Source organism: Pseudomonas cucumis (assembly GCF_030687935.1).
In the GTDB taxonomy this organism is placed as follows: domain Bacteria; phylum Pseudomonadota; class Gammaproteobacteria; order Pseudomonadales; family Pseudomonadaceae; genus Aquipseudomonas; species Aquipseudomonas cucumis.
Genome location: NZ_CP117454.1, coordinates 6153245 through 6178909, shown reverse-complemented (window position 1 = coordinate 6178909; position 25665 = coordinate 6153245). Strand labels below are relative to the sequence as shown.

General features: G+C 59.6%; 25 protein-coding genes. 12 read left to right on the top strand and 13 right to left on the bottom strand.

All coding sequences use genetic code 11. The features are described from left to right. The first annotated feature begins 120 nt into the window (after positions 1-120). Genes dksA through PSH97_RS28115 form a run of 3 tightly spaced genes read left to right on the top strand, consistent with a single transcriptional unit; the run spans position 121 to position 2412 of the window. Positions 121-525 carry an RNA polymerase-binding protein DksA gene (dksA, locus tag PSH97_RS28125; RefSeq protein WP_305447555.1) on the top strand — a complete coding sequence of 135 codons (405 nt, stop codon included), beginning with the start codon at positions 121-123 and terminating at the stop codon, positions 523-525. 28 nt (positions 526-553) lie between these two features. Further along, positions 554-1762 carry a zinc metallochaperone GTPase ZigA gene (zigA, locus tag PSH97_RS28120; RefSeq protein WP_305447554.1) on the top strand — a complete coding sequence of 403 codons (1209 nt, stop codon included), beginning with the start codon at positions 554-556 and terminating at the stop codon, positions 1760-1762. Further along, entirely contained in the window at positions 1762-2412 is a 651-nt protein-coding gene (locus PSH97_RS28115; protein ID WP_305447553.1) for a DUF1826 domain-containing protein, read from the top strand. The genes zigA and PSH97_RS28115 overlap by 1 nt, the downstream gene beginning before the upstream one ends. A gap of 4 nt (positions 2413-2416) precedes the next feature. On the opposite strand, the gene PSH97_RS28110 is transcribed toward PSH97_RS28115, so the two are convergent. Continuing rightward, positions 2417-2773, bottom strand: a complete 357-nt coding sequence (locus PSH97_RS28110) for an NADH:ubiquinone oxidoreductase (RefSeq protein WP_305447552.1) — start codon at positions 2771-2773, stop codon at positions 2417-2419. Between the two features lie 27 nt (positions 2774-2800). On the opposite strand from PSH97_RS28110, the gene PSH97_RS28105 reads away from it, so the two are divergent. Then, positions 2801-3763 carry a CobW family GTP-binding protein gene (locus tag PSH97_RS28105; RefSeq protein WP_305447551.1) on the top strand — a complete coding sequence of 321 codons (963 nt, stop codon included), beginning with the start codon at positions 2801-2803 and terminating at the stop codon, positions 3761-3763. A gap of 127 nt (positions 3764-3890) precedes the next feature. Here PSH97_RS28105 and PSH97_RS28100 read toward each other — a convergent pair whose 3' ends face one another. Then, the gene (locus PSH97_RS28100; protein ID WP_095052328.1) at positions 3891-4304 is read right to left on the bottom strand and encodes a DUF3301 domain-containing protein; all 414 of its coding nucleotides are present in this window, start codon (positions 4302-4304) and stop codon (positions 3891-3893) included. Between the two features lie 120 nt (positions 4305-4424). Between PSH97_RS28100 and pdxY the strand changes: the two genes are divergently transcribed. After that, positions 4425-5297: a pyridoxal kinase PdxY gene (gene pdxY, locus PSH97_RS28095; RefSeq protein WP_305447550.1), complete on the top strand. Its 873-nt coding sequence runs from the start codon at positions 4425-4427 to the stop codon at positions 5295-5297. A gap of 147 nt (positions 5298-5444) precedes the next feature. Here pdxY and PSH97_RS28090 read toward each other — a convergent pair whose 3' ends face one another. After that, positions 5445-5927 (bottom strand): acyl-CoA thioesterase, encoded by a 483-nt coding sequence (locus PSH97_RS28090; protein WP_007896533.1) that lies wholly within the window; start codon positions 5925-5927, stop codon positions 5445-5447. Between the two features lie 198 nt (positions 5928-6125). Between PSH97_RS28090 and PSH97_RS28085 the strand changes: the two genes are divergently transcribed. Further along, on the top strand, positions 6126-7889 hold the full coding sequence (locus PSH97_RS28085) for a cation:proton antiporter (protein ID WP_305447549.1): 1764 nt from the start codon (positions 6126-6128) through the stop codon (positions 7887-7889). A 22-nt stretch (positions 7890-7911) separates the two neighbouring features. On the opposite strand, the gene PSH97_RS28080 is transcribed toward PSH97_RS28085, so the two are convergent. The 3 genes from PSH97_RS28080 to uvrD all read right to left on the bottom strand — a co-directional run bounded on the left by PSH97_RS28080 (position 7912) and on the right by uvrD (position 11817). Next, entirely contained in the window at positions 7912-8319 is a 408-nt protein-coding gene (locus PSH97_RS28080) for an SMI1/KNR4 family protein (protein WP_008073570.1), read from the bottom strand. 136 nt (positions 8320-8455) lie between these two features. Next, positions 8456-9331, bottom strand: a complete 876-nt coding sequence (locus PSH97_RS28075) for a Tim44 domain-containing protein (protein WP_305447548.1) — start codon at positions 9329-9331, stop codon at positions 8456-8458. A 302-nt stretch (positions 9332-9633) separates the two neighbouring features. Next, on the bottom strand, positions 9634-11817 hold the full coding sequence (gene uvrD / locus PSH97_RS28070) for a DNA helicase II (RefSeq protein WP_305447547.1): 2184 nt from the start codon (positions 11815-11817) through the stop codon (positions 9634-9636). 257 nt (positions 11818-12074) lie between these two features. On the opposite strand from uvrD, the gene PSH97_RS28065 reads away from it, so the two are divergent. From PSH97_RS28065 to PSH97_RS28055, 3 genes are all read left to right on the top strand, one after another. Further along, positions 12075-14948: an EAL domain-containing protein gene (locus PSH97_RS28065; protein WP_305447546.1), complete on the top strand. Its 2874-nt coding sequence runs from the start codon at positions 12075-12077 to the stop codon at positions 14946-14948. Between the two features lie 169 nt (positions 14949-15117). Further along, positions 15118-15984: a transcriptional regulator HexR gene (gene hexR, locus PSH97_RS28060; protein ID WP_007896526.1), complete on the top strand. Its 867-nt coding sequence runs from the start codon at positions 15118-15120 to the stop codon at positions 15982-15984. A 174-nt stretch (positions 15985-16158) separates the two neighbouring features. After that, complete coding sequence (locus PSH97_RS28055; protein ID WP_305447545.1) at positions 16159-16371, top strand: PA3496 family putative envelope integrity protein; 213 nt, start codon at positions 16159-16161, stop codon at positions 16369-16371. Here PSH97_RS28055 and PSH97_RS28050 read toward each other — a convergent pair. After that, positions 16313-17260 (bottom strand): LysR family transcriptional regulator, encoded by a 948-nt coding sequence (locus PSH97_RS28050; RefSeq protein ID WP_305449883.1) that lies wholly within the window; start codon positions 17258-17260, stop codon positions 16313-16315. The genes PSH97_RS28055 and PSH97_RS28050 overlap by 59 nt on opposite strands. Positions 17261-17465: 205 nt before the next feature. Here PSH97_RS28050 and PSH97_RS28045 point away from each other — a divergent pair, with 205 nt between their 5' ends. Then, on the top strand, positions 17466-18881 hold the full coding sequence (locus tag PSH97_RS28045) for an acetyl-CoA carboxylase biotin carboxylase subunit (protein ID WP_305447544.1): 1416 nt from the start codon (positions 17466-17468) through the stop codon (positions 18879-18881). 11 nt (positions 18882-18892) lie between these two features. Further along, entirely contained in the window at positions 18893-20701 is a 1809-nt protein-coding gene (gene oadA / locus PSH97_RS28040) for a sodium-extruding oxaloacetate decarboxylase subunit alpha (RefSeq protein ID WP_305447543.1), read from the top strand. A 110-nt stretch (positions 20702-20811) separates the two neighbouring features. Here oadA and PSH97_RS28035 read toward each other — a convergent pair whose 3' ends face one another. The 3 genes from PSH97_RS28035 to PSH97_RS28025 all read right to left on the bottom strand — a co-directional run bounded on the left by PSH97_RS28035 (position 20812) and on the right by PSH97_RS28025 (position 22821). Next, positions 20812-21036 carry a hypothetical protein gene (locus PSH97_RS28035; protein WP_305447542.1) on the bottom strand — a complete coding sequence of 75 codons (225 nt, stop codon included), beginning with the start codon at positions 21034-21036 and terminating at the stop codon, positions 20812-20814. 133 nt (positions 21037-21169) lie between these two features. Further along, on the bottom strand, positions 21170-22003 hold the full coding sequence (locus PSH97_RS28030; RefSeq protein WP_305447541.1) for an amino acid ABC transporter permease: 834 nt from the start codon (positions 22001-22003) through the stop codon (positions 21170-21172). After that, positions 22000-22821, bottom strand: a complete 822-nt coding sequence (locus tag PSH97_RS28025; protein ID WP_305447540.1) for an ABC transporter substrate-binding protein — start codon at positions 22819-22821, stop codon at positions 22000-22002. Before PSH97_RS28025 ends, PSH97_RS28030 begins: the two co-directional genes overlap by 4 nt. A gap of 112 nt (positions 22822-22933) precedes the next feature. Between PSH97_RS28025 and PSH97_RS28020 the strand changes: the two genes are divergently transcribed. Further along, positions 22934-23830 carry a homocysteine S-methyltransferase family protein gene (locus tag PSH97_RS28020; RefSeq protein ID WP_305449882.1) on the top strand — a complete coding sequence of 299 codons (897 nt, stop codon included), beginning with the start codon at positions 22934-22936 and terminating at the stop codon, positions 23828-23830. 32 nt (positions 23831-23862) lie between these two features. Here PSH97_RS28020 and PSH97_RS28015 read toward each other — a convergent pair whose 3' ends face one another. Genes PSH97_RS28015 through PSH97_RS28005 form a run of 3 tightly spaced genes read right to left on the bottom strand, consistent with a single transcriptional unit; the run spans position 23863 to position 25634 of the window. Continuing rightward, the gene (locus tag PSH97_RS28015) at positions 23863-24537 is read right to left on the bottom strand and encodes a GNAT family N-acetyltransferase (RefSeq protein WP_305424339.1); all 675 of its coding nucleotides are present in this window, start codon (positions 24535-24537) and stop codon (positions 23863-23865) included. A 17-nt stretch (positions 24538-24554) separates the two neighbouring features. Continuing rightward, positions 24555-25001, bottom strand: coding sequence for a GNAT family N-acetyltransferase (locus PSH97_RS28010; RefSeq protein WP_305447539.1), 447 nt, complete (start codon positions 24999-25001; stop codon positions 24555-24557). A 9-nt stretch (positions 25002-25010) separates the two neighbouring features. Then, complete coding sequence (locus PSH97_RS28005) at positions 25011-25634, bottom strand: FMN-binding negative transcriptional regulator (protein WP_305447538.1); 624 nt, start codon at positions 25632-25634, stop codon at positions 25011-25013. Between the last annotated feature and the right edge of the window lie 31 nt (positions 25635-25665).

Sequence of the window (25665 nt, the reverse complement as noted above, 5' to 3'; positions counted from 1 at the left end):
CTCAAGGGGGCGAATGGGCTAAAGCATCGTGCCCTTTGTCGCAGCGAGCAAGAGGGGAGTGGCTTATTTGTATTGTTATACTATAACATAAAAATACACCCGCTCTGATGATCCGCCGCCATGACTGAACAAGAACTCCTCGCTCAACCCGCCGCCGATTACATGAACGACGCCCAGCAAGGCTTCTTTCGCGACCTGTTGCTGACTCAGCGCAGCGAGCTGCAGGAGCGCATTAGCGGTGAGTTCGACGCGTTGCGTGAGCAGGAACCCCACAGCGATCCCGCCGATATCGGCAGCGCCGAAGAACAGCGCCAGTGGCAGCTGCGCCTGCTGGAACGGGAAAAGAAGCTCCTGGACAAGATCGACGAAGCCCTCGAACAGCTGGCTCGCGGCGAGTACGGCTGGTGTCGCGAAACCGGCGAGCCGATCGGTCTCAAGCGTCTGCTGCTGCGGCCCACCGCCACTCTGTGTATTGAAGCCAAAGAACGTGAAGAGCTGCGCGAACGCCATCAACGGGCGATTTGACCGGCCACATCCTGATGAGGAATACCTGATGCCCAATCGTCTCCCCGTGACCGTCCTGTCGGGCTTTCTCGGCGCCGGAAAAAGTACACTTCTTAATTACGTACTACGTAATCGCGAAAATTTGCGGGTCGCGGTGATCGTCAATGACATGAGTGAGATCAACATTGATGGCAGCGAAGTTCAGCGCGATGTCAGCCTGAACCGTGCCGAAGAAAAACTCGTGGAAATGAGTAACGGCTGCATCTGCTGCACATTGCGAGAAGACTTGCTCGAAGAAGTCAGCAAACTCGCCAAGGACGGTCGTTTCGATTATCTGCTGATCGAGTCCACGGGGATTTCAGAGCCGCTGCCCGTGGCGGAAACCTTCACGTTTCGCGATGAAGAAGGGCAGAGCCTGGCGGACATCGCACGGCTCGACACCATGGTCACCGTGGTCGACGGCATGAATTTCCTGCCCGACTATCAGGCTGCCGAAAGCCTCGCGTCCCGTGGCGAAACCCTGGGCGAGGAAGACGAACGCTCAATCACCGACCTGTTGATCGAGCAGATCGAATTCGCCGACGTGATCCTGATCAGCAAGATCGATTTGATCAGCAGTAGCGAGCGCCAAGAGTTGATCGCGATCCTTGACCGGCTCAATTCCCAGGCCGAAATCATTCCGATGGTCATGGGCGAAGTACCGCTCAAGAAGATTCTCAACACCGGGCGCTTCGACTTCGAAAAGGCCGCTCAGGCACCGGGATGGTTGCAGGAATTGCGCGGAGAACACGTGCCGGAAACCGAGGAATACGGTATCGCCTCCACGGCCTATCGGGCGCGGCGACCATTTCATCCGCAACGCTTCTTCAGCTTCATCGACCGCCCGTGGGTGAACGGAAAATTGCTGCGTTCCAAAGGCTTTTTCTGGTTGGCCAGCAAACACCGGGACGCTGGTAGCTGGTCCCAGGCCGGCGGCTTGATGCGTCACGGTTTTGCCGGACGCTGGTGGCGTTTCGTGCCGAAAAACCAGTGGCCGCAAGACGAAGAAAGCACCGCCGGGATCATGGAGAACTGGACGGCCGCCACCGGCGATTGCCGCCAGGAACTGGTGTTTATTGGGCAGAATATCGATTTTGCGCAACTCACCACCGAGCTCGATAGCTGCCTGCTGACGGATGCTGAGATGGCCTTGGGTGTCGAGGGCTGGCAGCTACTGCCCGATCCGTTTGGTCCTTGGCACGAAGAGGTGGCTGCCTGATGTTGGCGCCCAGTCTGAAGCTGCGGCCAGTCATTCGCCAGGTTCAAGGTGATACGCCAAAAGCGCTGACCGGGATTCTGGACGATGGCGTGAACCTGGCCCTCTGGCAGCGCCAACTCCCGGCGCACATTGCCGATTTCGGTCGTTTGTTGTTGTCCCTGAACGAGCCGCTGGCCGAGTCGCTGTCTTTTGAAATGGCCAGTGATGACGCCGAACCCCATCTCCACGGTTTAGCCTCAGGGTTCAGCGACCTTGAGGGCTACGAAGGCTTTATTGCCGACGTTTCCTGGCTGGTCAGCGCCTTCGCCTGCCTCTTGGGCGCCCAGCGTATCGGCCTGCGTTTGCGGGTTCTGGACAAAGCCATGTGCCCGCGTTTCCACGTCGATCATGTGCCGGTGCGGTTGATCACCACCTACGCAGGTATCGGCAGCCAATGGCTGAAAGAAGGGGCGATCGATCGCCGGCAATTAGGCAAACCTGAGGCCGAACCGCAGGACGACTCGCTGATTCAGCAAATCACCAGCGGCGAAGTGGCGTTGCTCAAAGGGGAGAAGTGGCACGGCAACGAGGGCTTCGGCCTGATCCACCGCTCGCCGCAGCCGGCGCCAGGTGAGCGTCGTTTGATCCTGACCCTCGATTGGCTTGGTTAGCGGCTCAAGGCTTGAGCCAGGTTCCCTGGCTCTGGGCTTCGCAAAACGGCTTCAAATACGCCGCATCGGTGGCCACGCCGTAATAGTGAATATCCTGCCGGTAAGGCATATTGGCGACTTGAGCGTTGCTGCACACCCCGAACGCGCCGGTAGGGCATTGGTCGACGTACTGCACCTCGACTTTCTGCCCGGGCAGATTAGGCTGGCAGAAACCATCGGCGAACAGTTTTTCCGGGATGCTGCGGTTTTGCTGGCAAACCTTCACGTCGAGCCGCTCAGCCGTGCTGTGCACCACGCAGGCCTGGGCCAGCGCGTCGCCCGATGTGAGCGCCAGAAGCAACGACCATCCCATCAACCGCATTCTTTACCTCCTCAGAAAACCTCGACCATGTTGCAGAACATTCCCACCCACGTCATTGCCGGCCCGCTAGGCGCTGGCAAGACCAGCCTGATCAAGCACCTGCTGGCGCAACGGCCCGCGGGTGAGCGCTGGGCGGTGTTGATCAACGAGTTCGGCCAGATCGGCCTGGATGCCGCGCTGTTGACCCAGGACGCCGATGGTATCGCACTGGGGGAAGTGGCCGGGGGCTGTTTGTGTTGCGTTAACGGTGCGCCGTTTCAGATCGGCCTCGGGCGGTTGCTGCGCAAGGCGCGACCGGATCGACTGTTCATTGAACCCTCGGGGCTAGGACATCCGGCGCAATTGCTCAGCCAATTGAGTGAGCCTCCGTGGCAAGGCGTCCTGGCGGTGCAGCCGTGCGTGCTGGTGTTGGACGCCCAAGCGCTCGCGGCGGGGAAACCGTTGCCTGAGGCGCAACAGCAAGCCTTGAACAGTGCCGGGTTGCTGTTGCTGAACAAGGCGGAAGGCCTCGACGATAGTGATCGCCAGCGAATCGCCGCACAGTTGCCGATGCGTCCTTTGTACTGGACGCAGCAGGCCGTCTTGCCATTGAGCGAGTTACCGGGGCTCGGGGCTCAGGCTGTCGGGGGTGTGGATAACTTTGTCGTGCCCAAGGGATTGGCGCAGATGCCGGCCATCTGGACCGACCCCGCGCTGCCGATTTGCTTGAGTCAGGCGCAAGAGGGTGGCTGGAGTGTTGGATGGCGGTGGCATCCGAGTCAGACATTCGACTCCGTATTGATCGGGGAGTGGCTTGAGCGCCTTGAATGGCGGCGGGCGAAGCTGGTTATCCACAGTGTCGAAGGGTGGGTGTCGGCCAATGCGCTGGATAACTCATTACTTGATTGGCAACCCAGCGAATGGCGTCGGGATTCGCGTATTGAGTTGATTTTCAGCGAGCCGCAGGCTGTCCAAGAACTGCAGGAAGGTTTGGCGAGGTGCCGCACTTAGGCAAATTAGCGAGTTTTTGTGCAGTTTTTGAAGGCCTCATCGCGGGCAAGCCCGCTCCCACAGGTACAGTGTGAACCTTGTGGGAGCGGGCTTGCCCGCGATTGGTTTTAACAGACTGACACCCGACTCAAGGACGCCACTTGGTGTGTTCTTGCCGCCACTGGCTCAGTTCAATCACTTCGGCCCTTGGCTTGGCGATATCAACCACCGGCGGTGTGTCGTCGAACGGCATCGGGTAGGGCGCGAGCTCGATCTGTGCGCTATGGGCGCCGAACTGGGTGATGGTGCCGGTGTGGCGGGTCTCGCCAGTCACGGTGAATTCGAAGTTATACACACGGGCCAGGCGCCGACGGCCGTTGGCGTCTTTAATGAAGGCGATCTTCTTCAAGGCTACGTTGCCGTCCAGCAGCTCGATCCGCAGCTTGGCGCAATGCTGCATGACCCGCTCCAGCGCACGTTCGCGCAAGCCGTGGTTGTGCCACAACCACGCACCACCGGTGGCGAGCAGCATCAGCACGAGGATATTTCCGAGGGTCAGCATCAACAGGGTGCTCCAACAAGATAGTGCCAGCTTAACTGCGTCGCCGGTCTGTCGTACAGGCTGCGTTTAGTCGCATACTGCGCGGCTCGAATTTCAATCGTTTGACGGAAAACTCACCGCATGAAACGTACGCCCCATGTGCTCGCCATCCAGTCCCACGTGGTGTTCGGCCACGCTGGCAACAGTGCCGCGGTTTTCCCGATGCAGCGGGTCGGGGTAAACGTGTGGCCGCTCAATACCGTGCAGTTCTCCAACCACACGCAATATGGCCAGTGGGCCGGGGAAGTGCTGGCCCCGCATCAGATTCCGGAATTGGTGGAAGGCATCGCGGCGATTGGCGAGCTGGGCAATTGTGATGCCGTGTTGTCTGGCTACCTCGGTAGCGCGGCCCAGGGCCGGGCGGTTCTCGCGGGCGTGGAACGAATCAAATCGATCAATCCCAAAGCGCTATACCTCTGCGACCCGGTGATGGGCCATCCAGAGAAGGGCTGCACCGTTCCAGCCGAGGTCAGCGATTTTCTGCTGGAGGAGGCGGCAGCGGTGGCCGACTTCATGTGCCCGAACCAGTTGGAGCTGAACAGCTTCTCGGGGCGCAAGGCGCAGTCATTGTTCGATTGCCTGGCGATGGCTCGCGCGCTGTTGGCGCGCGGGCCGAAGGCGGTGCTGGTCAAGCATCTGGACTATCCCGGCAAATTGGCAGATGGCTTCGAGATGTTGCTGGTGACCGCCGAAGGCAGCTGGCACCTGCGTCGGCCGCTGTTGGCGTTTCCGCGTCAGCCGGTGGGTGTTGGCGATCTGACCGCCGGGCTGTTCCTGGCGCGTGTGCTGCAGGGTGACAATCTGGTGAGCGCCTTCGAATTCACCGCGGCGGCAGTGCATGAAGTGATGCTGGAAACCCAGGCCTGCGCCAGCTATGAGCTGGAACTGGTGCGGGCGCAGGACCGGATCGCCCATCCGCGGGTGCGGTTTGAGGCGACAGCGATCAGCCTCTGAGCTTCGCGTCGACCCCATTCGCGAGCAAGCCCGCTCCCACACGGGTTCTCTGTCGTACACGAAATCTGTGTGCACTGAAGATCTATTGTGGGAGCGGGCTTGCTCGCGAAGACGATTCAATGACCACCGTCAAACTGACTGAACAGCTCAGGCGTCGCCCTTGATGTCCTGATAGCGCTTTTCCAGCTCCTGACGAATCTGCCGACGCTGCTGGGCCTGCATGTATCGACGCTTGTCTTCACTGTTCTGCGGTTGCAGCGGCGGGACTGCGGCCGGTTTGCGCTGGTCATCCACCGCGACCATGGTGAAAAAGCAGCTGTTGGTGTGGCGCACCGAGCGCTCGCGGATGTTCTCGGTCACGACCTTGATGCCCACCTCCATCGAGGTGTTGCCGGTGTAGTTGACCGAGGCCAGAAAGGTCACTAGTTCACCGACGTGAATCGGCTCGCGGAAAATCACCTGATCCACCGACAAGGTCACCACATAGCGACCGGCATAGCGGCTGGCGCAGGCGTAGGCCACTTCATCGAGGTATTTGAGCAGGGTCCCGCCGTGGACATTGCCAGAGAAATTGGCCATGTCGGGGGTCATCAATACCGTCATCGACAGCTGGGCGTTTCCGGGTTCCATAACGTACTCACGGGTTCAAGGCAGGATTTCAGGGTTGCACCTCTGTGGGTGCTTGGTTTTTCAAACCAACAGTTATCGGGACGCCAGGCGGGGGGCCGCCGTCACGCCCGAATCTATCTGTTTCCATATATTGCACCGTCTTCCCGTCGGAAGTCGCGATGTTACCCTTCAAAAGCCCACCCCAAGGAGCCATACGCCATGCATGCCATCAGCTTCATTCAGGATCTGGCAGTGATCATGTTGATCGCAGGTGTGGTGACCGTGCTCTTTCACCGTCTCAAGCAACCGGTGGTGCTCGGTTATATCGTCGCCGGCTTCATCATCGGCCCGCATACGCCGCCGTTCAGCCTGATCCACGACGAAGCAACCATCAAAACCCTCGCCGAGCTCGGGGTGATTTTCCTGATGTTCTGCCTGGGCCTGGAATTCAGCCTGCGCAAGTTGTTCAAGGTGGGCGCCACGGCGTTTATCGCGGCCTTCCTGGAGATCGTCCTGATGATCTGGATCGGCTACGAAATCGGCCGTTGGTTCGACTGGAATACCATGGATTCGCTGTTCCTCGGCGCAATCCTGGCAATTTCCTCGACCACCATCATCGTCAAGGCGCTCAACGACCTGAAGATGAAGAACGAGCGTTTTGCCCAGCTGATCTTCGGCGTGCTGATCGTCGAAGACATTCTCGGCATAGGCATCATCGCGTTGCTGTCGAGCATCGCGGTCAGCGGCACCGTCAGTTCCGGCGAAGTATTTTCCACGGTCGGCAAGCTGTCACTGTTCATGATTGTCGCACTGGTTATAGGCATTCTGCTGGTGCCGCGACTGCTGGCCTACGTGGCGAAATTCGAAAGCAATGAGATGCTGCTGATCACCGTGCTGGGCCTGTGCTTCGGTTTCTGCCTGCTGGTGGTCAAACTTGAATACAGCATGGTCCTCGGCGCGTTCCTGATCGGCGCGATCATGGCCGAATCGCGGCAACTGCTGAAGATCGAGCAGTTGATCGAGCCCGTGCGCGACCTGTTCAGTGCGATTTTCTTCGTCGCCATAGGCCTGATGCTCGACCCGATGATCCTGCTGCAATACGCCTGGCCGATTGCGGTGATCACCGTGGCCGTGGTGCTGGGCAAGATGCTGTCCTGCGGCCTCGGTGCTTTTATCGCCGGCAATGACGGACGCACCTCACTGCGCGTGGGGATGGGGCTTTCACAGATTGGCGAATTCTCTTTCATCATCGCGGCGTTGGGCATGACGTTGCAGGTTACCAGCAACTTTCTCTATCCGGTGGCGGTGGCCGTCTCGGTGATCACCACGCTGTTGACGCCGTATCTGATTCGCGCGGCTGATCCGCTGTCGATCAAGCTTGCCGCGGTGATGCCGCAGCGTCTTGCCCGTGTGCTGGGGATGTATGGCGAATGGCTGCGCAGCATTCAGCCTCAAGGCGAGGGCGCGCTGTTGGCGTCGATGATTCGGCGGATTCTGTTGCAGGTAGGGGTGAATCTGGCGTTGGTGATTGCGATCTTTTTCTCGGGCGCGTTCTTTGCCGAGCGCATGTCCGTTTACCTGCAAGACTGGATCAGCGACCCGAGCTGGCAGAAAGCGTTGATCTGGGGCGGGGCGTTACTGTTGTCACTGCCGTTCCTGATCGCCGCTTATCGCAAGCTCAAGGCGCTGTCGATGTTGCTGGCAGAGATGGGTGTGAAGCCGGAAATGGCCGGCCGCCACACACAGCGAGTGCGTCGGGTGATCGCCGAAGTGATCCCGATCCTCTCGCTGTTGGTGATTTTCCTGCTGCTGGCAGCCTTGTCGGCCAGTATTCTGCCGACCAACAAGTTGCTGGTGCTGATCATCATAGTCGCGGCCGCGGTGGCGGCGCTGCTCTGGCGCTGGTTCATTCGCGTGCATACGCGGATGCAGGTGGCCTTGCTGGAAACGCTGGACAATCACAAGGACTCATCCGGGCATTGACCACGCGGTGCATCAGGGTGGATCAGCTTTCCAGCCAGACGTCCCGCGCCCAGTGCCAGACTGATTCCCAGGTTTCTTCGGCGAGTAACTCTTCCTCGGCCAGCCACAGCACCACGGTGCCGTCTTCTTCGACCAGGTAGTAATTGTCACCGTCCTGGCAGATCGGAATCATGCTGCGATCCACGCCTGCATCCCAGGCGTTGGCGGCAACGTCTGGCAGGTAGGTGTGGGACTGCGGGTCGGTGACGGTCACCGGCTCCAGGCTGCCGTAAACCACGTCGCTGACGGTCAGCAAAAACTCTCTGAAGACGAACGGGATGTCGATGAACAGTTGCTCTTCGATTTCCACAATCTGATCTTCGTCTGGCAATTCCAAGGGGACCGGTACCGGTTCGTTGGCTTCACGCAGTTGTTCGATGATTTCTTCCACGTCCGGGATCCTCTTGCTTGATGGCGCGGTTTAGTTGGGGCGGTTTATACAGTAGCTTGCTATAGATGCAACCGCGAAATAGAAAACCCCGGCCGAGGCCGGGGTTTCATTACAGCAGGTGAAACGCGGGAAGTGATCAGCCGTTCTGGCGGATACCGGCCACTAGCCAAGGCTGGTTTTCGCCCTGTGGACGTTCCATGTTCCAGCTTTCGCTGAACACTTCGCCCTGGTCGAAACGCGAGGACTTCGACACGCCGCTGAAGGTCAGGGTGGCGATGGTCTTGTCCGCACGGTCATCAACGCCGTCCAGTTGTACCTGGAGGTTATCGATGTAGGTCGACTGGAAGCCGTCGCCCAGGTCAGCACGTTCGCGCTTGAGGAACTCCAGCAGTTGCGGAGTCACGAACTCGGCGATCTTGTCCATTTCGTTGGCGTCCCAATGCTGCTGCAGGGACTGGAAGTGGTTGCGGGCCGCTTCAATGAAGTTGTTTTCATTGAACCAGGCTGGAGCATTGATCACCGGACGAGCGGCAGCAGGTGCGGCCGAGCCGCCGAAGATCGAACCCATGGCTGCTGGTTTCTGTTCGAACACTTCACGCTGCATCGGCGCTCCGGCTGGAGCCATGTGCTCCTGCTGCTTGCGACGACGGGCGGCGATGAAACGGAAGACCAGGAAGGCGATGACCGCCATGATCAGGATGTCGAAGATCTGCATGCCCTGGAAGCCGTCGCCCATGAACATGGAGGCCAACAGGCCACCAGCCGCGATACCGGCCAGGGGGCCGAGCCAGCGCGAAGCACCGCTGGCCTTGGTAGCGGCGCCAGCAGCACCGGCCGCGCCCGCAGTGGCAGCAGCGCCGCCTGCAGCAGAAGAAGGAGCCATTTGGCTGGTCTGGTGAGTCGGCGCAGCGCCGGAGCTCTTGCCGCCACCAAAGCGCTTGGCGGCATTGGCGTCGAGGCTCATCGTCAGGCCAATGCACAACGCCATGGCGATGCTAAGAAAACGTTTCATAAAGGGAATTCCCATTTGTGGAAGGCACGCGCGCCATGTTGCACAGCTGAAGTGTTACTGGCTAGCGGCAGAGTGTTTCGGGCTTTTGCCTGACAGGTTGTGTTCAGCTTCAGTCAGCGCAATAAGGCCTGTTAACTTTGGTCTGTAGGACGAGTGGATAAGTTCTGTAGGAAGGGTGTGCGGTCGGATAGATCGTTCCCACGCTCTGCATGGTAACGCCGCCATGGACGCTCTGCGTCCACTGTGACGCGGAGCGTCATGGGATGCATTCCCACGCAGAGCGTGGGAACGATCAGGCCGTACTAAATGGCTTCCAGCTTCGCGTAACCCAGCATCAGCCACTTGCTGCCTTCGCTGAAGTTCACCTGCACCCGAGCCTGAGCCCCGGCACCTTCGAAGTTGAGGATCACGCCGTCGCCGAACACCGAATGCCGTACGGCCTGGCCCAGGCTGAAGCCGGTGTCCGGGATCTCGCTGCCGCCAAACAGGCTGCTGGAGCTTTGCTGCTGACCCCCACCGAACGGCCGGCTGACGCTGTTGGACAGCCGCACTTCCTGGATCAGGCCTTTCGGCACTTCACGTACGAAACGCGACACCTTGTTGTAGGTCTCGCTGCCGTACAGGCGTCGGGTTTCAGCATAGGTCAGCACCAGATTCTGCATCGCGCGGGTAATACCGACGTAGGCCAGGCGGCGTTCCTCTTCAAGACGGCCGGGTTCCTCCAGGCTCATCTTGTGCGGAAACAGGCCCTCTTCCATGCCCACCAGGAACACGTAAGGGAATTCCAGGCCCTTGGCGCTGTGCAAGGTCATCAGCTGAATGCTGTCTTCGTGTTCGTCGGCCTGGGTATCTCCGGCCTCCAGCGAGGCATGACCGAGGAACGCCGCCAATGGCGACTGTTCTTCATCCTCTTCCGGGTTTTCGAAGTTACGCGCGGCGCTGACCAGTTCCTCAAGGTTTTCTACCCGGGCCTGGCCTTTCTCGCCTTTTTCCGCCTGATGGTAGGCAATCAGCCCCGATTGCTCGATCACGGTTTGGGTCATCAAATGCAGCGGCATTTCCAGGCACTTGGCGGCGAGATTCTCGATCAGCTCCATAAACGCCCCCAGGGCGCCGGCAGCACGGCCAGTCAGGCCTTTGTTGGCCACCAGCTGACGCATGGCTTCCCACATTGACACATGGCTGTGGCGCGCATGATCGCGGATCGCTTCGACGGTTTTTTCGCCAATGCCACGGGCCGGAACGTTGATCACCCGCTCCAGGGCCGCATCGTTGCCACGGCCTTCCAGCAAACGCAGGTACGCCATGGCGTTCTTGATTTCTGCCCGTTCGAAGAAGCGCTGACCGCCATAAATGCGGTATGGAATGCGCTCGCGCAACAAGGCTTCTTCCAAAACGCGCGATTGGGCGTTGGAGCGGTACAAAATCGCGATATCGCTGCGGGCCAAGCCGGTTTTCAGCGCACTTTCGATGGTTTCAACCACGTAGCGTGCTTCATCGTGTTCATTGAAGGCGGCGTACAGATTGATCGCTTCGCCTTCGCCACCATCGGTCCACAGCTCTTTGCCCATGCGCCCGGTATTGTTGGCGATCAGGGCGTTGGCGGCTTTGAGGATCCCGGCTGTGGAGCGGTAGTTTTGCTCCAGACGAATGATCTGGGCATCCGGGAAATCGTCGGAATACTGATAAATATTCTCGATTTTCGCGCCACGCCAGCCGTAGATCGACTGATCGTCGTCGCCGACCACCATCAGGCTGTCGCCACCCTTGGCCAGCAGACGCAACCAGGCGTACTGCACGGCGTTGGTGTCCTGGAACTCGTCCACCAGAATGTGCCGGAAGCGCTTCTGATAATGGGCGAGCAGGCCCGGCTGATCGCGCCACAGATCGAGGGCGCGCAGCAGCAGTTCGGAGAAGTCGATGACGCCGGCGCGCAGGCAAGCAGCTTCATAGGCTTCATAAATGCTGCGCATGGTCGCCAGGAACAGATCGCCGCTGGCTTGAATATGTTGCGGACGCAGACCTTCGTCTTTCTGCCCGTTGATGAACCACTGGGCCTGTCGGACCGGCCAGCGTTGTTCGTCCAGGCCCAGCTCTCGGATCACCCGCTTGACCAACCGTTGCTGGTCGTCACTGTCGAGAATCTGGAAGGTCTGGCTCAGGCCGGCTTCCTGCCAATGCGCCCGTAGCAAGCGGTGCGCCAGGCCGTGGAAGGTGCCGACCCACATGCCGGCCGGGTTAATACCCATCAGCTGCTCGATGCGATGACGCATCTCGGCAGCGGCCTTGTTGGTGAAGGTCACCGACAGAATGGAGTGGGGCGAGGCGTTTTCGACCTGGATCAACCAGGCGATACGGTGCACCAGCACTCGGGTTTTACCGGAGCCAGCACCGGCCAGGACCAACTGACGACCCACGGAGGCAGCTACGGCCTGACGTTGGGCATCGTTGAGGGAGTTCAGCAGAAGGGAGAGATCATCGCGCATCGGGGCATTCTAGGGTGCGCCGTCACACCGGGCAAACCGAGCTTTGCATTAGCCGATGAAAGAAGCACCGATGACGACCGGTCGGTCACCAGCTGCAAGCATTGGCGGAGCTCGTCTGGCGGCTTTTTTACCAAGGTGGGCGGCTCAAACTTTCGTCTATTTTATGACCTTGGGCTGTTTGGTCCGGGCATTTGCTTGTGTATGCTCCGTCCACAATTCGGGCTCGCATGCTCACTATAAGAACAAGAACATTGCCTATGACCCTCAGCTCCGACCTGTCGGGCCCCTCTGTGGAGCCCCGGGTTATCCGCAAACAGTACGCTATGGAAATGGCGGTCGAACGCACGCGCCTGCTATACCAGGGCTCGCTGTTGCCTACGCTGTTCATGCTGATCAACGGCCTGGTGTGTGCCGGCTTGCTTTGGAGCCCGCAGCGTTACTTCGTGGTCAGCGTCTGGCTGATCTGGTTATTGTCGCTGGTGGCGTTGCGGGTGATTCAGGTCGCGGCCTTCGATTCGGCGATTCCCAACCGTCAGGCCCATCCGGTCTGGCGTCGCATGTTCATGCTTGGCTCAGCCATGACTGGCCTGACCCTGGCCGGTGCCGGCATCGCGTTGGTGCCCGCTGACAATTTCATGCAACAAGCCTGGGTGTTCGGCCTGATCGGCGCCGCGGCGCTCTCGGCCAGCGTCGCCTATGCCGTCAGTCTGCCGGCTTTTCTGTCCTTTACCTTGCCCTGTCTGTTGCCGGCCATCGGCTATCTGTTCTGGGGCGGCGATGAGCAAGAACAGGGCTGGGGCTGGTTTGGCCTGATTTTGCTGGGTTCGTTGAGCGTGGTCGCCTGGCAGGTCAATCGGCTGATCGACCAGGGGCTGCTGCGACGCTTTCAAAATCAGGCCCTGATCGAGCATTTGCAGCAGGCGCAAAGTCGCAGCGATCAGCTCAACCACGAACTGGCCAAGGAAATCGACCAGCGTCGCCGCGCTGAAGACGAATTACGTGAAACTCAGGTCGATCTCGAAAACCGGGTCGCACAACGCAGTCTGGAACTGGACGCCGCCAATCAGGCCTTGAGCAAGAGCGAAGCGCGGCTGGCGCTGGCGTTGAAGGCGAGCGAACTCGGGCTGTGGGACTGGAACCTGCAGACAGACGAAGTCCATCACACCCAACTCCAGGAGCTGTTTGGCCTGGAGCCGGAATTCGTGACAGCGATGCTCCGCCACCTCAAGCCCAGGCTGCACCCCGACGACTTGCCATCGCTGAAGCGGGCGCTGGTCGAGCACTTGAAGGGCCGTAGCGAGGATTATCAGATCGAGTATCGGGTACGGCATGGCGATGGCCATTGGGTCTGGATCGAGGACCGTGGTCGAGCGGTGGAGCGCGCCGAGAACGGCCGGGTGATCCGCATGGTCGGCACTCGCCGCGATATCAGCGCCAGCAAGGGCCTGGAAGAACAGCGCCAACTGGCGGCGACAGTGTTCGAGGCGGCCAGCGAAGGCATTGTGATTTTCGACCCGAATTACGCGCTGATTGCCGTCAATCAGGCCTTCAGCCAAGTGACCGGCTACGACATCGACGACATGCTCGGGCGCAACGTGGTCGATTTGCCCTGCAGCCGCGATGCCCGTCGGCATTACGCCGCGATTCATCAGGCGCTGGAGCAGCATGGCACCTGGCAAGGCGAGTTGGTCGAAACGCGCAAGAATGGCGAGTTGTATCCGCAATGGCTGCAATTGAATGCTGTGCGCGATGCGCGGGGAAATGTGAGTCATATTGTCGGCTTCTTCGCCGATCTATCCGCTCGGCGTGAATCCGAAGAGCGCATGCGCTACCTCACCCATTACGACGAACTCACCGGATTGGCCAACCGTTCGTTGTTCCGCGAACGGCTTCGCGAGGCTCATCAGCGGGTGCGTCAGGGCGGTCGGCGCAGCCTGGCGTTGCTGCACATCAATCTGGATCGTTTCAAGCTGCTCAACGATAGCCTCGGTCACGAAATCGCTGATCAGCTGCTGCAGAAAATGTCGCGGCGGCTGGTCAATGCGCTGCCAGAAGCGGACACCATCGCCCGGTTGTCCGGCGATGAGTTTGCGGTGCTGTTCGACGCCTACGGCAACCTGTCGAGCCTGGCGCGCGTGGCGACTCGATTGGCGGCCAAGTTGCGTTTGCCCGTCACCGTCGAGGGTCATGAATTGGTGGTGAGCGCGTCCATGGGCATCAGCCTGTTGCCAGACACCGCGCGGGAGATTACCGTGCTGGTCAGCCAGTCGAACATGGCCATGCAGCATGCCAAGCACTTGGGCGGCAACAACTTCCAGTTTTACACCGACAGCCTGCAAGCCAGCACACTCGAGCGTTTGCAGCTCGAGAACCAGTTGCGCAAAGCCATCGAAGAAAAGCAGTTGAAAGTGTTTTATCAACCGAAACTCTGCCTCGCCACCGGCCGGCTGAATGCCGCCGAGGCGTTGGTACGCTGGAATCACCCGACCCTGGGCCAGGTGCCACCGGGGGATTTCATCGGTCTGGCCGAGGAAACCGGGCTGATCGGCGCTATTGGTGAATTCGTTTTGCGTCAGGCCTGCTGGCAAGCCTGCGAGTGGCAGCGTCAGGGGCTGGAGCCGATTCGGGTGTCGGTCAACCTGTCGGTGCATCAATTGCGGCAGGGGAAACTGGTCAGCCTGGTGCGTCAGGTACTTGAGGAGACTGGTCTGGCGCCGCATTACCTGGAACTGGAACTCACCGAAAGCCAGTTGCTGGACAGCGTCGAGCACATCATCGCGACCTTCCAGCAATTGCGCGATCTCGGGGTGAAGTTGGCGATCGACGATTTCGGCACTGGCTATTCGTCTCTTAGCTACCTCAAGCGCATCCCCGTGGACTACGTGAAAATCGATCAGGCATTTATCCGCGGTCTGAGGGAGAGCAGCGAAGATGCGGCGATCACCCGAGCGATCATTGCCATGGCCCACGGCCTGTCACTGAAAGTTGTGGCTGAAGGCGTCGAGCGACCGGAGCAGTTGGAGTTTCTGAAGGCCGAACGTTGCGATGAAGTGCAGGGCTATTGGGTCAGTCGTCCGGTCGAGGCCGCCGACCTGGCCGAGCTTTTACGTCGCGACGCCAACCCTTTTTAGCCGCAGCCTTCGCCAGCTGCTACAAGGACCGAGAGGGCTACATGGAGCGCATGTCGCATGAAACGGGGACATTGAGTTACGCATTGAGCAGGCAAAAAGCCGATTCATGTAGTATAACTACAAGCTTGCTACATCCCCGGCACCTGCCAATAACAAAGAGTCCGCCCCTTTGAATCTGCTGCAACACATCGCCCAGTCACGCCACCTGTTACGCAAGTCGGAGCTCAAGGTCGCCGACCACGTGCTGCTTGATCCTGCGGCGGTGATGCACAGTTCCATGGCCGACCTGGCCCACAGCGTGGGCATCAGCGAGCCGACCATCGTGCGGTTTTGCCGCGCCATCGGTTGCTCCGGATTTCAGGATTTGAAGCTGAAACTGGCGCAGAGCCTGGCGGCCGGCGCGAGCTTCGGGCAATTCGCGATCCATGAAGACGATTCGGTCGCCGATTACAGCCTGAAAATCTTCGATACCACCCTGCACACCCTGATGGAAGTTCGCGAGAAACTCGATCCGGTGGAATTGCAGAGGGCTGTGTCGCTGATGTCTCAGGCCCAGCGCGTCGAGTTCTATGGCTTCGGTGCTTCGGGCGCTGTAGCGGCGGATGCCCAGCACAAATTTTTCCGTTTGCTGCTGACTGCAGCGGCGTATTCCGATCCGCACATGCAGGCCATGTCGGCGGTTACTTTGAAGCCGAGCGATGTGGCGATCTGCATTTCCCAGTCGGGGCGTTCCAAGGACCTGTTGATCACCGCCAACCTGGTGCGTGAAAGCGGCGCTTCGTTGATCACCCTGTGCCCGAGCCAGACCCCTTTGGCCGAGTTGTCGACCGTCAACCTGGCGATCGATGTGCACGAAGACACCGAAATCTATACGCCATTGACGTCGCGTATCGCGCACCTGGTGGTGATCGATGTGCTGGCGATGGGCGTGGCCATGGCCCGCGGTCCGAGCCTGGTCAACCACCTGAAAAGCGTCAAACGCAGCCTTCGCAGCTTGCGGCTGTCACCCAAGTCCGTGAAAGCGCTGGACGATTAAGATCAAAGGATCGCAGCCTTCGGCAGCTCATACAGGGGAATGCGTTTACCCGGAGCTGCCGAAGGTTGCGATCTTTTGCTTTTCAAATTTCACACCGCTGTAACCCTCCCGCCGCCAAACCGTCATCCCTCGCACCTATCTTGTAACTCCCGTACTCGCCTTGGGAGACTCGAAATGGCTCAGCCCTACGAAGAACGCAACAGCGCCGTCAAAACCCGTCGTCAGCAAGAAGATCAGCGCCGCATGGAATTTCGCCGCGCCATCGAAGATCGCTGCGAACGCCGTCAGCTTCTGGCCGAAATCGGCGAGTTTCCTGACGACCTCGAACTCAACTACTGGCAGGCGGCACCGGTAGCTTCCCGTCGAAACGCTCAACCAACGCGCTGATCTGCGCCCGTTCGCTGCGGATAAACGCAAGGAATGCGTGGGCCACCGGCGACAGCCGTTTGGCCTTGGCTTGCACCAGGCACCAGCTGCGATATAACGGCAGTTCTTCGACCGGTAACTCGATCAATCCGCCGGTCGCCAACTCAAGGTTCAGGGCGTGGCGCGTCAACAGCGCCAGGCCCAGACCCGCCAATACGCATTCGCGCTGAGCTTCCGCCGAAGCGACCTCTTGGGTCTGGGTGAAGTGCACACGCTTCTCTTTGAAATACTCCTCGCAGGCCAGTCGCGTGCCGGAACCGGGTTCGCGCAACAGCAGCGTGTAGGGCTCAAGATCCTGCAAGCGCAACGGTCCCATATGGCACAGCGGATGATCCGGCGGCGCTACAGCGACAATCGGATTATTAAGGAACGGCAGGAATTCCAGCCCCATGTCCTGTGGGACCATCGACATGATCACCAGATCATCACGGTTGTCCGACAGGCGCCGGATGACCTGGCCACGATTGACCACCGTCAGGTGCAGGTTCACTTCGGGATGCTGGCGTTTGAACGCGGCAAACAGGTGCGGTACGAAATACTTGGCGCTGGATTCCACCGCCAGTTTCAGCTGGCCCTGCAATGAGCCCTGCATGTCTGACAGCTGCATATCGAGGTTCTCCAGGCGCCCGAAAATGTCCCGGCTAGCGCGCTGCAGTGCTTCGGCCGCTTCGGTCATGTAGAGTTTTTTGCCGACATAATCGAATAAAGGTTGGCCGATCAGCTCTTCGAGTTGACGAATCTGTAGGCTCACGGCAGGTTGTGTGAGAGACATTTCATCGGCGGCGCGGCTGTAAGACCTTAAGTCGCACACTTCATTGAAGATCTGCAATTGACGCAATGTCATACGCATCAATGACTTACGCATTTTCTAGAGATCCTGAGCGGAGGCTGATGCCTCAACTATAAGTCTTTGCTTATGTGTAACCCAATTATTATTCATTTTTGTTAATCCCTTGCGAAGGCTAGTGTGGAGCTGCGACTGAATTGAAACATTTGGTCACGCGTCGACCTGGTCTGACAGGTCGTGGGTACCACCGGCTCAAGGGAACCTCCAAGTGATAAGAAAGATCCTGATTGCCAACCGTGGTGAGATTGCCGTACGAATCGTGCGTGCCTGCGCCGAGATGGGCATTCGCTCGGTCGCGATCTATTCCGACGCCGATCGCCATGCCTTGCATGTGAAGCGTGCGGACGAGGCCCACAGCATCGGTGCCGAGCCACTGGCCGGCTACCTGAACCCGCGCAAGCTGGTGAACCTGGCGGTGGAAACCGGTTGCGATGCGTTGCACCCCGGTTACGGCTTCCTTTCGGAAAACGCCGAGCTGGCAGACATCTGCGCCGAACGCGGTATCAAATTCATTGGTCCATCGGCCGAAGTGATTCGCCGCATGGGCGACAAGACCGAAGCTCGCCGCAGCATGATCAAGGCCGGCGTACCGGTCACCCCGGGAACCGAAGGCAACGTGTCGGGCATCGAAGAGGCCCTGGCCGAAGGCGACCGCATCGGTTACCCGGTAATGCTCAAGGCCACCTCCGGTGGTGGCGGCCGCGGCATTCGTCGTTGCAACAGTCGCGAAGAACTCGAACAAGCCTTTCCACGGGTTATTTCCGAAGCTACCAAGGCGTTCGGTTCGGCGGAAGTGTTCCTGGAAAAATGCATCGTCAATCCGAAACACATCGAAGCGCAGATCCTCGGCGACAGCTTCGGCAACGTGGTGCACCTGTTCGAGCGTGACTGTTCGATCCAGCGTCGCAACCAGAAGCTGATCGAGATCGCTCCGAGCCCGCAACTGACCCCGGAGCAGCGCGCCTACATTGGCGACCTGTCGGTGCGTGCAGCCAAGGCCGTGGGTTACGAGAACGCCGGCACCGTGGAGTTCCTGCTCGCCGAGGGCGAGGTGTACTTCATGGAGATGAACACCCGGGTGCAGGTGGAACACACCATCACCGAAGAAATTACCGGCATCGACATCGTTCGCGAGCAGATTCGCATTGCGTCCGGTTTGCCGCTCTCGGTGAAACAGGAAGACATCCAGCACCGCGGTTTCGCGTTGCAGTTCCGCATCAACGCCGAGGACCCGAAAAACAACTTCCTGCCGAGCTTCGGCAAGATCACCCGTTACTACGCGCCCGGCGGTCCCGGCGTGCGCACCGACACAGCGATCTATACCGGCTACACCATTCCGCCGTTCTACGATTCCATGTGCCTGAAACTGGTGGTTTGGGCGCTGACCTGGGAAGAGGCGATGGACCGTGGCTTGCGAGCTCTGGACGACATGCGTCTGCAAGGGGTCAAGACCACCGCAGCGTACTACCAGGAAATCCTGCGTAACCCGGAATTCCGTAGCGGCCAGTTCAACACCAGCTTCGTTGAAAGCCACCCTGAACTGACCAACTACTCGATCAAGCGCAAACCCGAAGAGCTGGCCCTGGCCATCGCCGCCGCCATCGCCGCCCACGCAGGCCTGTGAGGAATATTCCAATGACCAAGAAAATCCACGTTACCGACACAATCCTGCGCGACGCCCACCAATCGCTGCTCGCGACCCGCATGCGCACCGAAGACATGCTGCCGATCTGCGACAAGCTCGACAAAGTCGGCTACTGGTCGCTGGAGTGCTGGGGCGGCGCGACGTTCGACGCCTGCGTCCGCTTCCTGAAAGAAGACCCGTGGGAGCGTCTGCGTCAACTGCGCGCGGCCTTGCCTAACACGCGTCTGCAAATGCTCCTGCGTGGCCAGAACCTGCTCGGTTACCGCCATTACAGCGACGACGTGGTCAAAGCCTTCGTCGCCAAGGCCGCGGTTAACGGCATCGACGTGTTCCGCATCTTCGACGCGATGAACGACGTGCGTAACCTGCGAGTTGCCATCGAAGCGGTGAAAGCTGCCGGCAAACACGCTCAAGGCACCATCGCTTACACCACCAGCCCCGTGCACACCATTGACGCGTTCGTGGCGCAAGCCAGGCAAATGGAAGCCATGGGATGTGATTCCGTGGCAATCAAAGACATGGCCGGCCTGTTGACCCCGTACGCCACTGGCGAACTGGTCAAGGCGTTGAAAGCCGAGCAATCGCTGCCCGTGTTCATTCACTCGCACGACACCGCTGGCATGGCCACCATGTGCCAACTCAAGGCTATCGAAAACGGCGCCGATCACATCGACACCGCGATCTCCAGCTTCGCTTCCGGCACTAGCCACCCAGGCACCGAATCGATGGTCGCTGCTCTTAAAGGCAGCGAATACGACACCGGCCTGAACCTGGAACTGCTGCAGGAAATCGGCTTGTACTTCTACGCCGTGCGCAAGAAGTACCACCAGTTCGAGAGTGAGTTCACTGCCGTCGACACCCGCGTGCAAGTCAACCAGGTACCGGGCGGGATGATTTCCAACCTGGCCAACCAGTTGAAAGAGCAGGGCGCCCTGAACCGCATGAGCGAAGTATTGGCGGAAATCCCGCGCGTTCGTGAAGACCTCGGCTTCCCGCCGCTGGTGACCCCGACCTCGCAAATCGTCGGCACCCAGGCGTTCTTCAACGTGCTGGCCGGCGAGCGGTACAAGACCATCACCAACGAAGTGAAGCTCTACCTGCAAGGCGGCTACGGCAAAGCGCCGGGCACCGTGAACGAAAAGCTGCGTCGCCAGGCGATCGGCAGCGAAGAAGTGATCGACGTGCGTCCGGCCGATCTGCTCAAGCCGGAGATGACCAAGTTGCGTGCCGAAATTGGCGCCGTGGCCAAGTCTGAAGAAGACGTGCTGACCTACGCCATGTTCCCGGACATCGGTCGCAAGTTCCTCGAAGAACGCGCAGCCGGCACCCTCACGCCAGAAGTGCTGTTGCCGATTCCGGAAGCGGGCGGCGTGGCGTCGGCCGGCGGCGAAGGCGTGCCGACCGAGTTCGTCATCGATGTTCACGGCGAAACCTACCGCGTCGACATCACCGGCGTCGGCGTCAAGGCGGAAGGCAAGCGCCATTTCTACCTGTCCATCGATGGCATGCCGGAAGAAGTGGTGTTCGAACCGCTCAACGAATTCGTTAGCGGCGGCAGCAGCAAGCGCAAGCAAGCCACTGCACCGGGCCACGTCAGCACCACCATGCCGGGCAACATCGTCGATGTGCTGGTCAAGGAAGGCGACACCGTGAAAGCCGGCCAGGCCGTGCTGATCACCGAAGCGATGAAGATGGAAACCGAAGTCCAATCGGCTATCGCCGGCAAAGTCACCGCCATCCATGTGGCCAAAGGCGACCGGGTAAACCCGGGCGAAATTCTGATCGAGATCGAAGGCTGAGTTAACAGCCTCGATATACCGCTTTAAACCTCGGGGGGGCATGTGCTCCCCTTTTTTTTGCCCAATATTCCACCAGGCAAATGTGGGAGCCTGCTCGCGATAGCGGAGTATCAGCCAGCAATGCTACCGGCAGCCAATTGTTCAATGGCGACGGCGGCATTGGCCTTGTTGCTAGCCAGTAGCGCGCCGATGGCGGCGTTGGCGATCACGGTTTTTTGGGGGGCTACACTGCGGGCCATGGCCTGCGCGCTGGCAGAGGTGGCAACCGTCTCAAGCGGCACATCGTTGCGGGTCAGCGCCACTTGAGTGTCACTGTAGGAAGCCTCTGGCGTCATGAGTGCCAGATTACTGGTGACTTGTCCGAACCCACCTTCAACACTTTTCTTACAGCGACTCAAGACAGGGGGGCTAGCGCACCGGCAAAAAGGCATCTGCCGCAGATCAAAGGATCGCAGCCTTCGGCAGCGCCTACCGGCTCAAATAAGCCTTCCCATAATGCCGCTCCATCCGCGCCTGAATCAGTTCCAGTCCAATCGACATCAACCAATAAATAATCGCCGCGGTCGTGAGCATTTCGATATAGCGATAGCTCGAGCGCCCATACGATTGCGCCAGGAACATCACTTCCCAAACCCCCATCACCGAAATCAGTGACGAGTCCTTGAGCATGGAGATGAACTGGTTGGTGGTGGGCGGGATGATGGTGCGCATGGCCTGGGGCAGGGTGACGCGCCAGAAAATCACGGTTTCGCGCATGCCCAGGGCCAGTGACGCTTCGCGTTGGCCGTGGGGAACGCCGAGGATGCCGGCGCGGAAGATTTCGCTCAGGTAGGCGCCGTAGTTCAGCGACAGAGCGATGATGCCAGCAGCGATGGCGCCCGGTACGATGCCCAATTGCGGCAAACCGAGGTAGATCAGCAGGATCTGGATCAGCAGCGGTGTGCCGCGAAAGAACGAGGCATAGAAGCTCGCGATACCGAACGCCACCGCGCTTTTCGAGAGCCGTGCCAAAGCCGTGATGAAGCCCAACAGGGAAGACGTCACGATCGAGCACAGGCACAAGAACAACGTCAGCGCCGCGCCTTGCAGAAAGCCGTTGGGCGCCAGGTGCAGGCCGATCAGATTCGGCAGTTTGTCGAGGATGATCGAGAACTTCAGGTCGAAGCTCAGGAAGAAACTCGCGAACAAGCCGAACATCGCTGCCCAGGTCAGGTACAGCCGCGTGCGGAAACCGAAAATCCGTTGCAACAACGACTCAGCCACCGGTTGCGGCGGCTGAGGTGGTTTGGGGAAAGAAGTCATTTGCTGATGTCGGCGCCGATCCATTTTTGCGACAGCTTGCTCAAGGTGCCGTCCTGTTTCAACTGGGCAAACACATCACGTACTTTGGCGTCCCACTGGGCGTCGCCTTTTTCGATGGCCACCGAGTTCGGCTCCGAGTACAGCGGATCACCGGCGAGCTTGAAGCGCTTGTCTTCGTTCAGGCGTGGTTGCGCGGTCACCAGGTTGGTGAGAATCGCGTCCAGACGCACGCCAGCGCCCAGGCCCAAATCCTGGAAGGCCACGTTGTCGGTGTCGTACGGAGCGATCTGCACATTCTCGAACGGGTACTGCAGTTGGGTGTCTTCGGCGCCTTCGATCACCAGGTTTTTGTTCAGGTAGCTTTCATAGCTGGAGGCGCTGGTGAGGCCGACTTTTTTGCCGCTCAGGTCCTTGGCGCCGTGGATGCTGTCATCCTTGGCGTTGACCACGATCACCGCAGGGGAGGCGTAGTACTCGACCGGGAAGTCGAAGACTTCGGCGCGGGCCTTGCTCGGGGTCATGGAGCAGATGCAGATGTCGTAACGCCCGCTCCAGCGGCCGGCGGCGATCACATCCCAGGACGGCGTTTCAAGGCGCAGCTTGACGCCCAGTTTGTCCGCCACGGCCTTGGCCACGTCGACGTCGAAACCGTCGAGCTGGTTTTGATCGTTGAGGAACGAGAAGGGCGGATAGCTTTCCATCAACACGCCCACCAGTTCTTTCTTTTGCTCGATGCGATCCAGGGTGGCGCCCGCAAAGGCTTGAGTGGAGGCAGCCAGAATCGTCAGGCCAAGGGCCAGCAGTGGTTGAAATTTCACAGTTGATCCCTGAAAAAAAAGAGGTTGTTATTAACCGGGTGGTGCGTATTAAATAGTTATAAGAACGACTCTGATAGTGAGTTATTTTCATAAGCTTATGAGTGAAAAGCATATGGGCGCAGGGACGGTAATTCTGGATGGCGGCATGGGTCGTGAGCTGCAACGCCGAGGGGCGCCGTTCAGGCAGCCCGAGTGGTCGGCGCTGGCCTTGAGCGAAGCGCCGCAAGCGGTAGAGGCGGTGCATGCGGCTTATATCGAAAGCGGTGCCAACGTGATCACCAGCAACAGTTACGCGGTGGTGCCGTTCCATATTGGTGAAGAGCGTTTTGCCGCTGAGGGCAAGGCGCTCGCGGCATTGGCCGGTGAACTGGCCCGGCGTGCAGTCGATGCGGCGGGCAAACCAGTGCGGGTGGCCGGTTCATTGCCGCCGTTGTTCGGCTCTTATCGCCCGGACCTGTTCGATGCAGCGCGGGTGACTGAATTGCTGACGCCTCTGGTCAATGGCCTGGCGCCTCATGTCGACCTGTGGCTGGCCGAAACCCAGAGCTCGATTATCGAGGCACGGGCGATCCATGCCGGACTGCCGAAGGACGGCAAGCCGTTCTGGCTGTCATTTACCTTGAAGGATGAAGACACCGACGAAGTGCCGCGTCTGCGTTCCGGTGAGCCCGTGGCTGAGGCTGCCGCGGTGGCGGCTGAGCTGGGCGTCGAGACCTTGCTGTTCAACTGCAGCCAGCCCGAAGTGATCGGCGCTGCGATTGATGCGGCGCGGGAAACCTTCGAACGTTTGGGTGTGAAGATTCACATTGGCGCCTACGCCAATGCCTTCCCGCCGCAGCCGAAAGAGGCCACGGCCAATGACGGTCTGGACCCGTTGCGCGACGATCTGGACCCCCCGGGTTATCTGCAATGGGCGGCCGATTGGCAGAAGCGCGGGGCCAGCCATTTGGGCGGTTGCTGCGGGATTGGGCCGGAGCATATTGCAGTGCTCGCCCAGAAACTGGTTTGAAAGATCGTTCCCACGCAGGAGCGTGGGAACGATCATCTGGTGCGGCACTCCACCAGGGTTTTCACTTGCCCCGATTCCGTCTGGTTCTCATCGGAGAGCCACCGCTCGAACCCTGCGCCAATCGCCGGCCATTCCGAATCCAGAATCGAATACCACGCCGTGTCTCGGTTCTGACCCTTGACCACCATGTGCTGGCGGAAAACCCCTTCAAAACTGAACCCCAACCGCTCCGCCGCATATTTGGAACGGGCATTGCCGTTATTGCATTTCCATTCCAGACGCCGGTAACCCAAGGCAAAGGATTCCCTGGCCAGCAGGTAAACCGCCTCGGTGCTTTTTGGTGAACGTTGCATCGGTGCGCCGAAGGTCACATGGCCGATCTCGATGCGACCCTGAGAAGGCACAATCGACATCAGGCTGAGGATACCCTGCACGTCGCCGCTGGCGCGGTCGATCACCGTGAAGAAATACGGGTCGCTGTTGGCCGCGTGGTTGTTCAGCCAATCGTTGAACGCGCTGCGCTCCGGGAAAGGACCGTAAGGCAAATAGTCCCAGAGTTTCGGATCCGAGCCCGGGCCTTCAAGGGCTTTCCACAAGCCGTCGGCGTGACGCGCCGGGTCAAGTTTTTCCAGGCGGATGAAACGCCCTTCGATCAGTTGAACCGAGGGCGGCGGAACGCCTTTCCAGTCCGCGAGTGAAGTCGACATGTTGTTCTCCTCGAACCTTAAAGGTCTTTGCGAAACTGGATGAAACCCGGGCGTTCGGCGATGCGCTCATAGAGCTGGATGGCCGTGGCGTTGGTTTCGTGGGTCAGCCAATGGACATCGCAGCAACCGTCCGCCTTGGCCGTGGTGTAGACAAACTCGATGAGCTGGCGACCGACACCGGTGCCGCGGGTTTCGGGCGTCACCAGTAAATCTTGCAGGTAGCAGGCGTTTTCGATACTCCAGTTCGAGCGGTGGTAGATGAAATGCACCATGCCCACCGCTTTGCCATCGGCCCAGGCCAGCGCCCCGTGGGTCGGTTCGCTCGGGTCGAGCAGGCGCTGCCAGGTGCTCCGGGTGACAGCGTCGGGCAGTTCGGTGTTGTAGAAGCGCAAGTAGGCTTGCCACAACGGCAGCCAGGCGGCGTGATCGTCGGCGGTGACCTGGCGGATGGCGATTTGACTCATGTGGGTTCCTTAACGCATCAAGTGGGCGAGGGCCTGGTCGTGCACATCAGGGCTGGCGGCCAGCCCCTCGCGCACACCGGCGATGTCTGCAGCATTGCGGTTCTGGCTGAGCTTGCGTTTGCCCTCCAGACGCTGGATCGGCAAGGCAAAACCGACGATGGCCTTGAGCATGCCATCAATGTAGTCGGCTGGAGCGTCGGCGACCTTCCATGGGTTGGCGCGGCCTGACTCATGACGGTCAGTCAGGCCGCTGACCAGAGTGCGCAGGCGGTCAGCGTCGCTGAAAACTTCGGCGGTGCCGTAGGCGTGGACAGCGATGTAGTTCCAGGTCGGTACGACTTTGCCATGCTCGGCTTTGCTTGGATAAAACCCTGGGCTGATGTACGCATCGGCACCGGCAAAAATCACCAACGCCTCGGCGCCGTTCTGCAATTCCTGCCATTGCGGATTGGCCCGGGCGAGGTGCCCGTAGAGAGTGCCATTCGGGCCGTGGTCGACATTCAGCAGCAAAGGTAGATGACTGGCTTGCAGGCCCTGTTCACCGTGGGTGACCAAGACAGCAAGACGAGTGCCGAGTATCTGCTGATGCAGTTCATTCAAATCATCGATGGCAAAGGCGCTGGGCGTGTACATGGAAATTTTCCTTGGCGAATGTCTGCATCCT

What these genes read in the sequence shown, in the direction of transcription:
- dksA (WP_305447555.1), top strand. Translation starts at nt 121, where the DNA reads ATGACTGAACAAGAACTCCTCGCTCAACCCGCCGCCGATTACATGAAC.
- zigA (WP_305447554.1), top strand. Translation starts at nt 554, where the DNA reads ATGCCCAATCGTCTCCCCGTGACCGTCCTGTCGGGCTTTCTCGGCGCC.
- PSH97_RS28115 (WP_305447553.1), top strand. Translation starts at nt 1,762, where the DNA reads ATGTTGGCGCCCAGTCTGAAGCTGCGGCCAGTCATTCGCCAGGTTCAA.
- PSH97_RS28110 (WP_305447552.1), bottom strand. Translation starts at nt 2,773, where the DNA reads ATGCGGTTGATGGGATGGTCGTTGCTTCTGGCGCTCACATCGGGCGAC.
- PSH97_RS28105 (WP_305447551.1), top strand. Translation starts at nt 2,801, where the DNA reads ATGTTGCAGAACATTCCCACCCACGTCATTGCCGGCCCGCTAGGCGCT.
- PSH97_RS28100 (WP_095052328.1), bottom strand. Translation starts at nt 4,304, where the DNA reads ATGCTGACCCTCGGAAATATCCTCGTGCTGATGCTGCTCGCCACCGGT.
- pdxY (WP_305447550.1), top strand. Translation starts at nt 4,425, where the DNA reads ATGAAACGTACGCCCCATGTGCTCGCCATCCAGTCCCACGTGGTGTTC.
- PSH97_RS28090 (WP_007896533.1), bottom strand. Translation starts at nt 5,927, where the DNA reads ATGGAACCCGGAAACGCCCAGCTGTCGATGACGGTATTGATGACCCCC.
- PSH97_RS28085 (WP_305447549.1), top strand. Translation starts at nt 6,126, where the DNA reads ATGCATGCCATCAGCTTCATTCAGGATCTGGCAGTGATCATGTTGATC.
- PSH97_RS28075 (WP_305447548.1), bottom strand. Translation starts at nt 9,331, where the DNA reads ATGAAACGTTTTCTTAGCATCGCCATGGCGTTGTGCATTGGCCTGACG.
- uvrD (WP_305447547.1), bottom strand. Translation starts at nt 11,817, where the DNA reads ATGCGCGATGATCTCTCCCTTCTGCTGAACTCCCTCAACGATGCCCAA.
- PSH97_RS28065 (WP_305447546.1), top strand. Translation starts at nt 12,075, where the DNA reads ATGACCCTCAGCTCCGACCTGTCGGGCCCCTCTGTGGAGCCCCGGGTT.
- PSH97_RS28055 (WP_305447545.1), top strand. Translation starts at nt 16,159, where the DNA reads ATGGCTCAGCCCTACGAAGAACGCAACAGCGCCGTCAAAACCCGTCGT.
- PSH97_RS28050 (WP_305449883.1), bottom strand. Translation starts at nt 17,260, where the DNA reads ATGCGTATGACATTGCGTCAATTGCAGATCTTCAATGAAGTGTGCGAC.
- oadA (WP_305447543.1), top strand. Translation starts at nt 18,893, where the DNA reads ATGACCAAGAAAATCCACGTTACCGACACAATCCTGCGCGACGCCCAC.
- PSH97_RS28035 (WP_305447542.1), bottom strand. Translation starts at nt 21,036, where the DNA reads ATGACGCCAGAGGCTTCCTACAGTGACACTCAAGTGGCGCTGACCCGC.
- PSH97_RS28030 (WP_305447541.1), bottom strand. Translation starts at nt 22,003, where the DNA reads ATGACTTCTTTCCCCAAACCACCTCAGCCGCCGCAACCGGTGGCTGAG.
- PSH97_RS28020 (WP_305449882.1), top strand. Translation starts at nt 22,934, where the DNA reads ATGGGCGCAGGGACGGTAATTCTGGATGGCGGCATGGGTCGTGAGCTG.
- PSH97_RS28015 (WP_305424339.1), bottom strand. Translation starts at nt 24,537, where the DNA reads ATGTCGACTTCACTCGCGGACTGGAAAGGCGTTCCGCCGCCCTCGGTT.
- PSH97_RS28010 (WP_305447539.1), bottom strand. Translation starts at nt 25,001, where the DNA reads ATGAGTCAAATCGCCATCCGCCAGGTCACCGCCGACGATCACGCCGCC.
- PSH97_RS28005 (WP_305447538.1), bottom strand. Translation starts at nt 25,634, where the DNA reads ATGTACACGCCCAGCGCCTTTGCCATCGATGATTTGAATGAACTGCAT.